Here is a 15,793-nt window from a genome sequence, read left to right as displayed (position 1 = left end):
TTCTTCATTTCCGGGGATACCGCGGCGGACAACGTTACTCGGTGAAGTTGTTGCCAGGCACTTCCACTTCGGCTTTAGCCATCAGGTAACGCTTGGATTCGCGCTCATACAACGAGACAAGGGTTATCCGCACGTTAATCGGGGTTTGTTCCCATTCTTCAGAGCTTGGTGCATATCCAGCCCACTGGGGGTCTTCTTGCATCTTCCTGATCGAGAGCCACAGCTGCTCGTTGAGATCTTTGGAGTTAAAAAAATCTTCAGCAGTGAAGTGCTCGGCGAGTAGGTAGACCTGGATAAGAGGAAGCCCCAAAAACTCAGCAATTTTTTGCAGCTTCTCTTTGCCCAGTGATTTGATCTGGCGGTTGCCATTCGCAAGGGAGTTCCAGTAGATCTGAGTTACACCCACGATATCGGCAATAGCGCGATCTTGAAGGCCACGTTCAATAATGGCCTTTTTGATCATCTTAATCAGACGATGGCCTTCTATTTTATTCCGGTCACGTGGCGACGATTCATCTGTGGATGCCAGGTTTGAATCCACCGGCGCATGAGCCTCAAGGTGCGGTTGTGCCTGCGCGGAAGCTGATGCTGAAATTCTCTGCCGGCTAGATTTAGGTTCAGTCGTAGCGGACGCCGGCGGAACAGTCGCGTCAGGTGCGGCTGCTGGGGTAGGGGACGGTTGTTTAGTAGCGGCAGTCGATCGCGCTCTAGAGGCGGGCTTCGCAGTCCCCGATGGCGCTTTTGGTGCAGAAGCCTTTGCTTTACTTGCAGCACTTGCAGCCGCTGGTTTCTTTGCTGTGGTGCGAGTCTTGCTCTGCGGCTTCTTCGATTCAGTCGCAGGCGCACCTGCTTTATTTGCTGAAGCGCGAGACTGCCCTTGCGTAGAGCCACTTGGTTTCTTGTCGCTAGGTTTTGTCATGGTTACGGCTCCAGGTTGTTCGCGTGGGGTCGAAGAAGAAGGCGCCCCCTTGTATGATTAAATAAAGCAGGGAAATGCCATTATCTGTGAAATTAATTCTACACAGTTAACAACAAGATTCAATCTCTTGTTCATGTGGAACAAGAGGGTAATCGCCCCGTTTTTTGGTCTCTAAATTTGAGCTGCATTGGGCCATATGCGGGCCCTATTGGTTGTGGTTTGTCTACAACCTTGGCTCGAATCCGAGCATAGAGCCCGGCCCGCGCCAACAAGTTCCCAACACTCTTCACTTACCAACCTTCATCACCACCGAGGCGCCCCCCAGCCAGGTAGGCATCCGAACCATCGATTAGTCACCCGCAAGCATTCGAATCGTATGCCTGTGTATCGATCCAAATGCCGCCCCCGCACCTAAAGCATGAAAAGTCGACTAGTTGTATTATTGCTACGTGTTGAGTATCCTCAGGACCACCAACTCCAGCAAAAAAGAGGTTCCTCATGCTCCCCCAGGACGCAAAGCGCAATCCGGATTCCTATTCGTATCCAAACGGGATGCTCAACTCAGGCTATATCGCCGGCGTCCTGCGGAATAACGATCCTGTAAAAGGGATTTGCTACATCCAGCAGACCCGCAGTGAAAACCACATGCTTCCGATCCATTACGACCCGAAAAAGTCGCCGATTCCACGCGAAATCAAAGAATGGGATCTGATCATGGCGTTCGTACACACCGAAGGCGCTGTGGAGGGTGAAGATCGAATTGCCAGGCTCAAAAGCATCCGCTTTGAAGCCCCAAACTTCATGCACCTGGGCCCGCGATTCAGGGATGACTTTATGAAGAAGTGGGGCGCCGCGGTTCATGCCGCAGCCATTGATTCCGGCACCCCGAAATCCGTCGAAGAATTGCAATCGATGCCAAGCGACGACAACGATGCTCGCCGGGATTCGTTTGACTGGAAAGCAATGGAATTGAACAAGAACGCCTCGAACCAGATTCGCATCGCAGGCTTCATTCAAGCGAAGTCGCTTGAGCGCAATCGCAGGCATCCGGTTGAAGGAACTCCGATCAATGATCGACTAGTAGTTCTGATCCGGCAGAGCAAGGATTCCGATCAGTCGATCCCGGTGCGCTGGTACGGTCGTAACCTCCAACCTCTGGCCGAGAAACTGGCCCGTGGTATGCCCATCGTTGTCTCGGGTGAGTTCCGTATCGACGTAAAGGCACTTTCGCTGCCGGATCCTGAGACTCAAATCGCCCCTGTCTCGAAGATCCCTTTCATTCAAGCGAAAGACATGCCTGCACCGGTCTCCCCTGATTCAGGACATATCAAAATCGTCCCAGGCTGGGCGGCAGAACTCTTCAAAAGCCACGGTAGCGGGCAAACAGAAAAACCTGCTACCGAAGATCGAACTGCTCTGTTTGACGCTGCCTTTGTTCCACAAGAAGGCGGCGTGGTCGAACAACCAAGTTCGTAAATAATCGGCAACGCCATACAAATAAAAAAAGCCATCGAGGTCCTTGACCGCTGTCGATGGCTTTTTCCGTTCTGAAGCTGTGATAACTCACTCCAGCACGAGAACGCGCTTGGCAGTTGGCTTCACCTCTAGAAAACAGAAGGCATGGGCAGCAATGGGCAAGATACTCATCATCACTGAAAAATCGACTGTGGCAGTCACCATCGCCAAAGCGATCGGCGGGTTCAGCAAGGTTGAAAACTGGCTCGAGAGTGACGACGCCATCCTTGCTCCCGCTGCCGGGCATTTGGTTGAGATCCACTCAGAGGAGATGGCGAAGGCCGGCAGGGATATCATCAACCTGCCGGTGATTCCGGAACAATTCGAACTAAGGGTCATTGAGGAAAAGAAAAAATTCTACCAGGTGCTCGATCGCCTCATGCGCCGCCCGGATGTTAACGCTATCGCCAACGCCTGTGACGCCGGTCGAGAAGGGGAATTGATTTTCCGGTTGATTTACAAAAGGGCCGGCTGCACGAAGCCAATGCTGCGCCTTTGGATGACCTCGACCACAGACGAGGCCATCAAATCTGCCTATGCAGGAATGCGTCCTGGCTCGGACTACGACAACCTCGCGGAAGCTGCTGAGATTCGCAGCGAGGGTGATTTTATTGTCGGGATCAATGCTTCCCGTGGCATTACCCGCCTCTACGAACGACAAACAGCAAAAGCTGAGACTTTCCCACTGGGCCGGGTTCAGACTCCGACGCTCTCATTGGTCTGTGAACTGGAGCTCAGTATTCTTACTTTCCGCCCTGTGCCTTACTGGGAAGTACACGCTACATTCGGTGTTGGCGCCGGCGACTATGTCGGTAAATGGCAGGCACCTATAGCGGTTGACGGATCACGCGAACAGAAGGACATCCACCCACACCGGATTCTGAATCGTGCAATAGCAGACGCCATAATTGCCAAATGCTCTGGTGCGGTGCCGACCAGTGTTGAAGAGGAAGTCAAACCAGCACAAAAGGGCGCCGGCAAGCTGTACGACTTGACCGGTCTTCAGCGTGAAGCGAACCGCAAGTTTGGCTTCTCTGCTGCTTACACCCTGGAGCTCGCTCAGAAGCTCTATCTCGATCTGGGCCTGACCACCTACCCGAGGACTGACTCCGCCTACCTGCCGGATGACTTCGTTGGTGAAGCAAAAAAACTCATGGGCGCGTTCGGCGGCACTTTATACGAAGTTCACGCCCAGCGCGTTCTTGATTCGGGATGGGTTAAGCCGAACAAAAAAATCTTCGACTCGAAAAAAGTGTCTGATCACTACGCGATCGTGCCCACCGGCAAGCGGGCTGGAGAGCTCACCCAAGACCTACAAACGATTTACGACATGATCGTGCGTCGATTCCTCGCCGTCTTCCACCCGCCGGCTGAGTACTCAGTTACCGTGCGACTTACGACTGTTGAAAATGAAGTGTTTCGCACAACGGGCCGCGTGTTGGTTTCGCCAGGCTGGATGCAAGTTTACGGACCGGGTGCCGCGGACGCCGACGATTCAGAAGACCGCGACGCTGATGCTGACGACAAAAAAGAGTTAGTCCCTTACGTGAAGGGCGAGCCAGTCAACGCCATCGGCGTCGACTTGAAGATGCTTAAAACAAAGCCACCTCAGCGGTACACCGAGGATACTCTGCTCGGTGCCATGGAAACAGCAGGGCGCCTTATCGACGATGAGGAGCAGCGAGAGGCAATGAAGGATCGCGGTCTCGGCACGCCTGTCACACGCTCAGCAATGATCGAATCGCTATTGGCGGCGAAGGATGGATCTAACCGCAAGAAAGATCCTTACATGTTGCGTGACAAAAAGTATCTCGCGCCCAGTGCCAAGGGGATGACGGTCTACCGGTTTCTGGTGGAGAACAATATCCACGCACTGACCTCCCCGATACTCACCGGTGAGTGGGAACAGAAACTGCGATTGATGGAGAAGGGCCAATACAGTCGGAGCACCTTCAAACATGAACTGTCTGAGCTAACAACTCAGATTCTTGAAACCATCAAAGAAAAGTATGCTGGCATCACTGTAAAGGTGCTGAAGGCGCCTTGCCCGAAGTGCGGTGGGGCAGTAGAGATCCAGGCCAAGACGTTCGCATGCGCTGAGAAATGCGGCTTTTCGATCTGGCGTGAAATTGCCAAGCGCATTCTCAAGGTGTCCGAAGCTGAAACCCTGCTTTCTGAAAAGCTGGTGCTAGGCCTGAAGGGGTTTGTCAGTTCGAGTTCAGGGAAAAAATTTGAAGCGGGCCTGCGGCTGATGGATGAAGGGAAGTTGGAGTTTTACTTCGACCCAACCGCCAATACCAAAGACTCGAAGGGCAACGTTGTGACATGCCCGAAATGTCAGGGCCCAATGCGGAGGATCAAAACCGATAAAGGGCACTTCTGGGGATGCTCAGACAGGGATGTGTGCAAACATTCCATGAACGACCGTAACGGGGATCCAGTAGAGCGTCCAAAGGCACATGAATGCCCAGAATGCGGAAAGCCCATGTACTTACGAAACGCTGATAAATCGCCGTTTTGGGGATGCAGTGGTTTCGTTAAAGGCGGCGGCGGATGTAACAACACCCTGAAGGACAATAACGGGACACCTGTACCGAAGTCTTCACCGCTCCCAGCGCCCACGCCGGCGCCAACATCCGTTGTCCAACAGCCAGAACAAGTTACCAAACCCCAGCTGGCGGACTCAGAGGTGTTCCTGTGAACGCAAACAACCGAGTGATCCGAGCGGCCTTCCTTGTATTTGGCTTTTGGTGGCTGGTATTCACCTTGATGGAGTTCGGCGGCCAGCCTCTTGAGGTGCTGGAAAACTGGCAATACGTTGGGAGCACGGTGTCACGTTGGGTGCTGGGCGTCGTCGCCGGTCTGATCATTGGTGTTTGGTACATCTGGTTCGGCCGAGTGACCGCGATGAACCGATTGTTCAAGGGAAAGTTGGGCAATCGTAGCAATGGTGCACGCTCGACGTTGGGGGATGTGCCCATGCCATCCAGGACACCAAAGCGGGTCGACAGCCCGTCCAAAAGACTCCCTATTAAAAGTCAGCTAGTGAAGACATGGGTTGCAGCCAACGAAAAAAAATTCCCACACCACGTAAAATTCTTTTGGGCAATCTGGGACACCTATTCGGCGCATCAACTCTTTCCAGCTTCGCACCGAAAAGGTGGCCATGGTAATCGGCGGCTGTGGGAGCACTGCCTGGCGGTCGCTGATACGGCCCTTGCTGATGCCGGTACCTATGTATTTGATGGGGTCTACGTAAAGGCTCGGGGCAAACCCAAGTTTAAAATCATCGATCTCAAAAACAAGGAATTTCGGTTCGACGCACATGACCCGCTGATCCCACTGTTGGCTCTCGCACATGACATTGGCAAGCTCGAGGCTTATATCCTCGAGCCAGATGGGTCAGTCAAAACCAAGGAGGAGGGTAGCGCCCTTACCCCGCAGGATGACAATCGTATCTCTCATGACTCATTGGGCGCCCGCATTCTGGCGCGGTTTCCTGAATATTGGGATCTACCTGGGCGTGACAGACAAGCTATCAACCTGGTCATCGGTCACTATCATCACCCGAGTCAATTCCCCGTCGATCGCAACGGGCTGAGCCTAGATGACCGAATGACTGCGCTGATGGAGTTTTTGATTCAGGTCGACAAGAAGACCGGGATGGCTGAGTCAAACATCACAGACAGTTTGAATGAGCAAGAGATCACCGAGGAAGAGTCGAGCTCGATCTACCACAGTTTCGTCAGCATCATCACCGAATTCGGCCGTGTAAACGGCACTGGTGACAAAGCCCGAGACTCCACGCTGAAAATTGCCCAAAAGCATGATGGTCTGATCGTGGTGAAAGAAAAGGACCTCCGCATGCTCATCCTCGCCAAGATGGGCTGGTCCTTGGACGAAGGCGATGGCCGCTACCGAGTCACGCTCAATTTGATGTCGACACTGCAAGAGAAGGGTGTCCTGCACTCGACCCACAACAATGCGGACATGAGCAGATTCCTTCCGATGTTTTCGGTATCCTTCAGAGACCCGCAGACAGGTGCGCATCAGACGACGTGGGAGCCCGTAATCATCATTCGTCCTGTGTCGACAACACCTGAGTTGTCAGGCCTGGCCGGGTTAGCGAATCTGGGTTCGAAACTGGACGTGGAACGCCCACTCTTTACTCACAATCTTGGGATTCAAGAGGTCGACGGCCTCCGGTCGCTGATCGCGCTCGGCTTTGGAAGCGACGTTGCCGCCAAGGCGAATATCGCAGGCAAACAAGCGAAAGTACTGAACACTGCGCCACCTGAAGCGGTACAGATTCCGCAGCCACAGAATGTCCCAATTGTCCCTTCGCCGGCGGATGCAGCACCAGGCCCAAATCCCATTGATGTATCTGTTGACGCTGGGGCCACCACACCAGTCAATCAAACCGTAGAGGCAACTCCCCAGCCCTCGGTAACTGGAAAGCCTTTATTGCATCTGGTGGAAACAACGCCTCCCACCAACATCGTTAACAGCGAGCCGCCATCGGAGCCGTTTGAAACCACGACTGAAGAAGATATGCAGCCGGATGAACTGCAATTGGAAATGGCGGGGGCGCTTGAGCAAGCTTCGGCCGATAACGACGATGATGAATTTATGGCGTTCGTCGGAGAATCCTTATCCGACGATGACAGTTTCGGAGATGGGTTCGCCGACTTTGACGAGGAGCTGGCCAGCCCTCAGCTTGAATCAACCATAAAACCTGAAACAGTACCGGCTATTCCTGAAGAACAGCAGCTCGAACCAGATGAATCACAGTCCTTGATCAGTCAGGACCTGGCAACTTCAGCTCCGGTGGCTGTAGCGATACCCGATCCAGATGCACAACCTTCCAGACGTAAGCTAAGCCCGGCGGCAGAGGCCGCTGCGTTGAAGGCTCTCGGTGATGCCACCCCGGACTTCACTGCTTTCGTGCAGCCACGAAAAAAGAAGAAATCGGTCTTGAACAACATGGCCCGCATTCGCGACGCTGTCGCACGTCAAGTGATACCTGTGTGCGGTAGCAGGGATGGGTTCGAGTATTTGCTGGAAGCGGACATTGTTGCCTTTGACGCTGATATGGACCTTAAAGCCCTAATCAAAGCAGAGAAACTGCCCACTGTGACGCCTAAGCCGGGTTACACGATGATCGGATTTCCGATCGTGACTGAACGGTTGAGCCAAGACTGGTAAAGCGAGCGATCGGATCTCCCTGGCCAGCGCGATGCAGGCCGGGGAATATGCACAGTGGATTGAGCCAGGCTTAGGCCCCCTCAAAATCGCAACTCACCCCTTGTCCTCAGGTGGAGTCGGTAGCTCCTCTACCAGTTGCTCTGGCGCAATAACTCTGGCTTTGACGCTTTCGAGCAGGGTAGTTTGAAGTTTGTCATTCTGCTCTCTGAGTTGCGTGATCTGCCGCTCAAGTTTCTCTTCATTTTTCTCCATCGCCTCAAGCCTACCCCGGAGCTGAGCAGCTTCATCGCGTGCAGTGGAACGTAACTGTCGAAGCTGATCCTTCTCATTCCTCTCACGCTCAAGCTCTTTGGTCAGCTTGTCAGTTTTAGCTTTCTCTTCATCGCGAACCCTGGCTGTTTCGCGCATCAAGAAGTCTTGTGTCTTGACCAGTTCAACCTGGTGGCTTTCAGCCAAGGTGGTCAGCTCCCGCTGGGAGCTCGAACGAAGATCCGTCAACTGCTGCTGCAAGCCATCCATGAGCCCTTGGAGGCGCTGCTGTTCCTGAATATTGTGCGCATGCTGAGCAGCGGCTTTTTCTGTCTGATCCTTCAGCTCAACCGCCAACCCTTTACGCTCAGCCTCGTTGGCCTGTAGCTGTTCAGTGAGGTTGAGTTTGTCGGCCCGCAGGCCTTCAATCTCACGCGTTTGACCGTCGAACCGCTCAATGGCCGCCTGTTCATTCGCCTGGGCAGTTTTCATTGCAGCCACCGCGTCGTCTGCCTGAGTCTGGAGCTGCTTGCGCTCAAGCTCATGCCCGGAAGCGGCTGCATCCAGAGCGACGTCCCAGATTTTATCGAAACTCGTGCAGACCTCATCCGGAATGCCGGGCCGGCGCAGCCGCGCACTCATGAGCGGACCAGCCTTCACCCAGAACTTCTTGATCTCATCATTGACCAGATTGGGTGATGCGGTGATGCCGTGCTCGGCCGCAATCAACTCGCGAATGGTTGTCTGCCGGACTTCCTCGCCATTCGCGAGCAAGCGGGCGGCATAGTCATGAACCCATTGGCGGGTGCTCTTGAGTTGGGCGCTGCTGGACTGAGTGGACATGGTTTCTGGACCAGTGGTTGAGGTGAATTTTCGTAAAAACGCTACTATTTCAGATAGATGATTATGTATTGAAATCGATAGGATTTGTATTATTTTGTAAAAGATTCGTGAATACTGTTTGTTATCACGAATTTTTATAAAGAGAGGTCTCTGAGGGGGTCTCAACGAGTAGCTGGCTGTTGATGGGAATGGGTTGCCGTTCTGTCAAAACCCTTTAGAATCGGGTTTTTACTTCAAAAGACTTGCGCTGTGGATCAAGCCAAATCACGCAAGGTGGAAAAGGGTTCACCATTCTTGCGCCCGCCGACGCTGTCTCGAGCGGCCTTCAAAGCGTTGATTGACCAACGTGGCTGGCGAATGGCAGACGTGGCGTGCCGCTGGTCAATCCGCCCCGAGCACTTGAGCCGGATTGCCGCGGATGAAGACCGCGACCTGAAATGGGATGACCTGGTGCGCTCGCTGCCGACATTGAGCGCCTTCGAGCGGTCGTGTGTGACCGCGGCTAGGCTTTCCCTCATTCCGCCGAAACCCCGACGGCGCAAAGGCCAGCATATTGGCGAAGCGGTCCAATCAGTAGAAGCTGAGGCCGCCGGCGCCGCCGTGCAACCGGATCCACCGTTCAAGTGGGAGCATGGCGACGAGGAGGATGAGGATGAGGCGTTCGTGCCAGGCGTAGACGGCTTTCGCTACCGCAGCTATCTGTCGCGGGGCTCAGAGCTGGTGGTCGTGCAGGAGATCGATGGCTTTGCCCGCGAGCATGCCATCCTGGTCGTAACCGCTACCCGGGTCGGCGTCGACCCCGCCGGTGGAGCACAGGAAGAATACCAATGTGAGTCAGCGACAGGTGATCAACGGTGGTTTGCGCCGGATCAGATTGACGATTGGCTGGTGTCCAACGGAAAAATGCGGGATCTACGATGAGCTCACGAACAAGCTTGCCCACCCGCCTGGATTTCCAGGCCAACACCGAGATCACCTTACTCGACGCATACGCGATGGTGGAACCAGGTGAAACTCCCGACCTGATCCAGGCCAACAGCGACATCGAGGCGGCAGCCATCTGGCTGACAACCACCGCCACCAATTTCAAAACTCGCCGGGTCATGCGCAAGGAGGTAGAACGCTTCATCTTGTGGGCGCTGCATACCCGCGGCAAGCAGCTGTCACAGATCAACGTCATGGACGTGAGTGACTATGCCGCGTTCCTGGCAGATCCCCAGCCCCGTGAGGTGTGGGTCAGTGAGACCAAATATCCGCGTCATCATGAGCAGTGGCGACCATTCGCCGGCCCCTTGAGTTTGAGCTCACAGCGTTATGCCCTGGTGCAAATTGGCAGCATGTACACGTGGATGGTCAAAGGGGGGAGACTCAAAGGTAATCCCGTCGCGTTGGTTCGAAAACCAGAAGCACCGCATGACAATACGATCAAGCGCTTGCTGTCAGAAGAAGGCATTGCCCTCGCCTTTGAAGCGATCAGCCTGACCAAGAGTCCGCGCAAGCGAGCGCGGGATCACTTCATGCTCAGTTTGTTTTACCTGACCGGTGTGCGCACCTTCGAAGGCACCACGTCGAACATGAGCAGCATCCATCGTGCGGCCAGCGGAACCTGGTGGCTGACAGTCCTCGGCAAGCGCAACAAAATCCGGGACGTGCCCATCTCTGACGAGCTGTACCAGGATCTGCAAAAATATAGAGAGGCCTTCGGTTTGCCGCGGGACATCCCAGCGAAAGACGCAACCCCCCTCCTCCTGGCTGCCAACTCCAAACTCAAACGGGCCCACACCAGCACAGTGCTCAAAGCCATCATCGAAATCATGACCCGGGCGGCAGATCTGGCCATACAACGCGAGCAGTTTGACCTGGCCGATCGGCTATCAGAAGCAACGACGCACTGGCTCCGTCACTCCTGTTTCAGCCATCTGGCCAAGGCCACAGGCGACTTGGTGATGATCAAGTCCTTGGCTGGCCACAGCAAGATGGAAACCACCAGCCGTTATCTCCACACGGAAAACGATGAGCTTCATGCAGGCGTTGTCCAAACCCTGAGCACCCCGCGCCTCAAGTAATTCATTTTCGGTACAGATGTCCAAATTCTACGGCTCCGTTACAGCGGAGCCGCCACCATCCCTCGAGCGCCGGCCCACCTTCTATTCGTTAGCCCTGTGGTTTGCCTTTTCGCGCCACTTTGTTTCGGCGCTTGACTGGCTGGAACTGCGGACCTCAATTCGTTCTCCGCGGAAATCCGCATAGGCTCGGAATGTCTTCCCGTCTTTCACGATCCAACCTTCGGCCAGCTCATCGTCAATCATGGCTGAAAACCTTATCGCCGCGCTCATCCCACCCGCCTCATATGTCAATGATGCTTCCAGATTGACGTCACGACACCGTTCAATGCGAATTTCCTGTGGCTTGCTTTCAGACTTGAGGACGCGTGGGCTCGCCTGACGGGCTGGTAACAAGCCGAGTCTTGCGAGTGCCCGCCTAGCCGAAACAGTTTCCCCCCGCTTACAAGCCGCTTGGTTGCCCGGGAGATCGATATCCTTAATAGCTGGTACAGATTTGTTTTGCTTGCATCGGGTATACGAATAAAAAAATCGATTCCATACGGTCTTAAACGTGAATTTGCCATTTACCTATATAGAGCTAAAGTCAGTTTGTCGGTTTCTATGCGGTGATTCCTCCTTTTTGGCTTGTGCAACCCCTTTTTCCGGTACAGAATGGCCAAAATCACCCTTTTCTTTCGCTGGTGCCCTACATGAACGCAGCAACAGAACATCTTGACCAATACACGTTCACCGATTTCACCACTCTGCGATACAGCCCTAAGTTTGTGGCTGAAAGCTTGCAGATAAGCACCCAAACCCTCAAAGCGATCGAGAAGGACAATGACCTAATCATTGATCGTATCCGCGGCCCAGTCGGAGTGCGAAGCTACTCTCTGGCAGATATGTTTCGTATCGCGGCAATTCGACGACAGAACGGCAACACCAAAGGTCTCGGTCGCCCGGTAACTTTCAGTACCTACGTTCAAAAAGGTGGCACAGCTAAAACCACGACTACTTGCAACACAGGGATTCTGTCAGCACTGGCTGGCTATAAGACGCTGATTATCGACAACGATCCCCAAGCTGACGTATCCAGCATGCTGGGCTATGACCCAGACCAAACGCCTGAAGAACTCGCCGAACTTGGTCTACCAGTTGATCGGGCAGTAGAAGGTCACTTGGGTAACCTGATGCGCCTAGGATCGACCTTCACGCCGATGGATCTTGACCAGGTAATCAAGAAGCCTTTTGGCGAGGATGGCCCGCATCTGATTCCAGCTTTTGATTCTCTTGATGATATGGACGTCGTCCTTCGAAATGCGCAAGGTGCCGACTTCCGCTACTCGCTATTCATTGAGCGTGCCCGCCAGGGGAAGATTCCCCACTGCGACCTATCGAGCTACGACGTCATCGTCATGGACAATGCACCCTCGGGCACCATGCTTTCGCGTAACAGCCTCGCAGCGGCAGATTTCCTGTTGTGCCCGATTCGAATGGACAAGTTTTCTTTCCGCGCTCTGTCCCGGCTTGCATTCAAGATCAATGACATGGGTGCTGATTTTGGTCGGGCGCCCGAAATCATTGCCATACCTACAATGTTCATCCGTAACCGGCCTCGGATTCAGGCCAATTTGGCTAGGCTGTCGTCTCTCTTCCCGGGTAAAGTTACCGAACAACAACTTATCCAATCTGAGGACTACACAAAAAGCCTCGAGGACGGCATCCCGCTTGCTCTCTGGAAGCAGGGCTCCGAAAACTCCCTCGGTGCCTTCCGTAAAGTTTTTGACGAAATCATGCAGCGTGCTAAGGCCGTACTGGAGAAATCCAAATGAGGAGAACGAGTCCGATCGGCAGCCCCACAGTCATACCAGCTGAGGGCGGCAGTATTCAGGGCGTTTCAGTCCCCAAAGTTATGCCAGAAGCAAACCTGAAACCGATGGAACAGGTTCTTCGGGAAATGGGTTTGGGTGAAGATCCGGTAGCGGAAACGTCGTCATCTTTGAACGGTCTGATTGAATCCGATACACGTCACTTTGAGCCAGGTCCCTCAGATGTTGTGCTGGCGGGTGAGAAGCTGCCCGGCGAAGTGATGTTTCTGCCGATGTCGAAGATTCGTAAAGGGAAGTATCAGCCCCGTCGAGTTTTTGATCAGGAGAAGCTTGCCCTACTCGCCAACACAATCGAAGACAACGGCGGACTAAACAACGCCATCGTTGTCCGACCTCTGCCTGATGGTAACTTCGAGCTGATTGCCGGCGAGCGTCGCTTCATGGCGCACGAGCTGTTGCGCAGAAACAATATCTACGCACTTATCCGCAATCTCTCGGACGAAGAAGCGGCCGTGCTGTCGGTGGCGGACAACGACGCTCGTGAGGACCTGACGGATTTCGAGCGCGGCGTAAGCTACAAGCTGCTGCTTGACGATAAGATCGTTCAGAACCAGACAGAGCTTTCCCGACGCGTTGGCCGAAGCATGGCCACTATTAGCCGGTGTCTTGCATACTTCAAGTTGCCCGCACCAGTAATCGAAATGCTTGAGGAGAATCCTGAGCTTATTGGCAACAGGGTGGTGGCGGACCTGGTCGCGCTGTCAGATCAAGGCCATCGAGAAACGGTCATCGCTGCCGCTTCGAGGATCCGCGACGGTTCCTCCCAGGACAGCTCTATTAACTGGGCAAAAAGCGAGGTTCGGAAAAAAGCCAGCCCTCATACCCCATCACCTCCCAAACACATCGCCTACAAAGAGCGCACGCAGCTCGATGCTCGTATTGACGGCCGGAAGGTGATTCTTACTCCACCGAAAGGCGTGAATCCTGAAGACGTCTTGAAGTACTTGGAAGAAATGCTCAAAGATAAGTCGTAGTACAGCGCACTAATCAAAATCGCCACTGGAGACAGTGGCGTGATTTTGCTTCAGCCCCCTCCCCGCTTTATTCCTCACTCCCTCCTCTGGTGTGTCCTCGCTTTTAAACACGGATCCCCCCCTGGCACTACCCTAGTGATCACATAGAGCGTCCTCACTCGAATCAGTTCTATAAACTCCGTGCGTCAGCTACGCATCAGCCGGTATCGTGAACTCAACTAAACCATTGGGCATCTGGATCAGCCATGCACAATTACCCAGCAGAATCGCTCGATATACAAGCGCGCCTACATAGCTTAGGCCTGATGCCATCTCACTTGATGCTGATAGGAGGGTTCGTCGTGGTGTACGGCCTCTTCGAAACGACTCTTGAGCGTGCACTCTGGTCGCTATCTGAGTCGGATGTCGCTGGGACTCGACCCTTTACTGAAAAGATGAAAACGGAAGATCAGTTCAAGATGCTAGCTGGCGGCAACCCGCATCTCAGCGATAGATGTAACGCTGTTTTGAAAGTAGCTGCAAAAGCTGCTGAGGATCTGAACGACTATCGAAACAGTCTGGTTCATGGGTACCTACTCGCTCTGGGTGGTACGCCCATGTTTATGAAAAACCCCAGGTGGCATGACGTCAAGCGGAACAAACCCGTTGGCGATGCTTACATAGATGAGCCCTTTCAAGATCTAGTGCTCGTTGCCGCCTGGACACTTTTCAAAGTCGTGCAACTTGCAGAAAAAGCACCCATAGACCCTTCCGCAGCACTTGCTATTGAGAACCTCTCTGATGACGTTAACCGGGCAAGCAGCTATGCCAACGAAACACGTTATCTGTGCCAGCTTCTCAATTCAGAAAAGTACTGAGGCATGAACTCGACCACTAACTGATTCCACCTGAGCCCAAAGTTTCAGCAATACCTTATGGCGTGTTTTCTGCTCACACGTACTGACTGCTGTCTTCCCAACCTATTGATTTTACACCGAGTTTTTGGTGATCTGATTTTTCACTGTGAAAATCGTGTGGGTTTTCACAGTGAAAATTCTCATTGCCGATTTTCACAGTGAAAAATTGGGCACTCAGCATTCACAAATCGAACGCTGTTCACGATAGACAGGTGACGATACCCAAGATTGTATTCGTGTTCCGCTGCTGCGACGCTAACCCTGCTTAGGAAGGGCTCTTTCCTTAGTCAGCGCAGTACATCCTGAGCACTGAGCGCTGAGCGCTGAGCACTGTGCAGTGCACACTGCACACTGCACAATGCACAATGCACAATGCACAATGCTGACTGCCCAGTGCACGATGCGCAGCCCTCGCCCAATACCCTAAGCTCGAAGACCTAGCTATGCGCTCAATCCTCGGCGCGACCAAGATACGTCAAACCACATCATCAAACACCCCGCCGCTCAACCCTTCTGCTTTCAGCAAAAATCGAAGCTCGCCTTTTGCCGAAATCATATTTGGCGATCTGCTCGATTTCACAGTGAAAATTTACCCCTTCCATTTTTCACTGTGAAAACCTGTTTCTTAGTAAGGTCGTCAATCCAGTTTTCACCGTGAAAAACACCAGCGTATTCCAATGGCGAAATCCGCTATCAGTTTTCATTTCCAGGAATATCACCCACTGCGCCAAAGCGAAATTTTCACTGTGAAAATCCACAATCTTGATCAGCGCGGGTTTACCCCAATACGTTATCTGCACGCCGCGCTCTTGAGCGATCTGCTCTCAACGTTTTCCTTCGCTCAGCCCCTGGCCTTTTTCACTGTGAAAACCTTTGGGTAGCGAACGGGGTACGCACGATAAGTCGACGTTTTCACGGTGAAAAGTTCGCCAATTCAAGGGGCACATTGTTTCCCCAGGTAGGCCCACTTTCTAACTGGCATAACGAGGCGATTTGGGGATAACTTTTTTCACAGTGAAAATCTAGCCAGGTTGCGTTCGCGGTCCCAGTGGAAGGATGTGATCGGCTGTCGCCGATATCAATAAGAAGGATGCATATGTCCGCGGATGCCGAAGTGGGGTACCTGGAGCCACCATTCCGGGTTTCACTGTGAAAAATTCAGTCTTCTGCATTTAGGCAAAAACGCGTTAACGATAGGTGCGCAGGGATAGGTTTTGGATTTGGAATCGTAGCGCATACCATGATTCATGCTTTAGAT

11 protein-coding genes are annotated in these 15,793 nt (G+C 53.3%); 9 read left to right on the top strand and 2 right to left on the bottom strand.

What is annotated here, in order from left to right:
• Window positions 1-34: 34 nt before the first annotated feature.
• Complete coding sequence (locus QMX88_RS04305) at window positions 35-919, bottom strand: helix-turn-helix domain-containing protein (protein WP_282366676.1); 885 nt, start codon at window positions 917-919, stop codon at window positions 35-37.
• A gap of 498 nt (window positions 920-1,417) precedes the next feature.
• Here QMX88_RS04305 and QMX88_RS04300 point away from each other — a divergent pair, with 498 nt between their 5' ends.
• The 3 genes from QMX88_RS04300 (at window position 1,418) to QMX88_RS04290 (ending at window position 7,639) form a co-directional block, all read left to right on the top strand.
• Entirely contained in the window at window positions 1,418-2,395 is a 978-nt protein-coding gene (locus tag QMX88_RS04300) for a hypothetical protein (RefSeq protein WP_230691883.1), read from the top strand.
• 154 nt (window positions 2,396-2,549) lie between these two features.
• Window positions 2,550-5,135, top strand: coding sequence for a DNA topoisomerase (locus QMX88_RS04295; RefSeq protein ID WP_282366673.1), 2,586 nt, complete (start codon window positions 2,550-2,552; stop codon window positions 5,133-5,135).
• Window positions 5,132-7,639, top strand: coding sequence for an HD domain-containing protein (locus tag QMX88_RS04290; protein WP_282366671.1), 2,508 nt, complete (start codon window positions 5,132-5,134; stop codon window positions 7,637-7,639). Before QMX88_RS04295 ends, QMX88_RS04290 begins: the two co-directional genes overlap by 4 nt.
• A gap of 93 nt (window positions 7,640-7,732) precedes the next feature.
• Here QMX88_RS04290 and QMX88_RS04285 read toward each other — a convergent pair whose 3' ends face one another.
• A complete protein-coding gene (locus tag QMX88_RS04285; protein WP_282366669.1) occupies window positions 7,733-8,731 on the bottom strand; it encodes a DNA-binding protein in 999 nt (332 codons plus the stop codon).
• A gap of 249 nt (window positions 8,732-8,980) precedes the next feature.
• Between QMX88_RS04285 and QMX88_RS04280 the strand changes: the two genes are divergently transcribed.
• The 6 genes from QMX88_RS04280 (at window position 8,981) to QMX88_RS04255 (ending at window position 15,149) form a co-directional block, all read left to right on the top strand.
• A complete protein-coding gene (locus QMX88_RS04280) occupies window positions 8,981-9,652 on the top strand; it encodes a hypothetical protein (RefSeq protein ID WP_282366667.1) in 672 nt (223 codons plus the stop codon).
• A 14-nt stretch (window positions 9,653-9,666) separates the two neighbouring features.
• Window positions 9,667-10,797, top strand: coding sequence for a tyrosine-type recombinase/integrase (locus QMX88_RS04275; protein ID WP_230691888.1), 1,131 nt, complete (start codon window positions 9,667-9,669; stop codon window positions 10,795-10,797).
• 689 nt (window positions 10,798-11,486) lie between these two features.
• The gene (locus QMX88_RS04270) at window positions 11,487-12,608 is read left to right on the top strand and encodes a ParA family protein (protein ID WP_230691889.1); all 1,122 of its coding nucleotides are present in this window, start codon (window positions 11,487-11,489) and stop codon (window positions 12,606-12,608) included.
• A complete protein-coding gene (locus tag QMX88_RS04265; protein WP_282366662.1) occupies window positions 12,605-13,639 on the top strand; it encodes a ParB/RepB/Spo0J family partition protein in 1,035 nt (344 codons plus the stop codon). Before QMX88_RS04270 ends, QMX88_RS04265 begins: the two co-directional genes overlap by 4 nt.
• A gap of 245 nt (window positions 13,640-13,884) precedes the next feature.
• Window positions 13,885-14,496: a hypothetical protein gene (locus QMX88_RS04260; protein WP_282366660.1), complete on the top strand. Its 612-nt coding sequence runs from the start codon at window positions 13,885-13,887 to the stop codon at window positions 14,494-14,496.
• A 482-nt stretch (window positions 14,497-14,978) separates the two neighbouring features.
• Entirely contained in the window at window positions 14,979-15,149 is a 171-nt protein-coding gene (locus QMX88_RS04255) for a hypothetical protein (protein WP_282366658.1), read from the top strand.
• The last annotated feature ends 644 nt before the right edge of the window (window positions 15,150-15,793 follow it).

This window comes from Pseudomonas sp. PS02290 (assembly GCF_029960075.1).
Classification (GTDB): domain Bacteria; phylum Pseudomonadota; class Gammaproteobacteria; order Pseudomonadales; family Pseudomonadaceae; genus Aquipseudomonas.
This window is presented reverse-complemented; position numbering and strand designations above follow the sequence as displayed.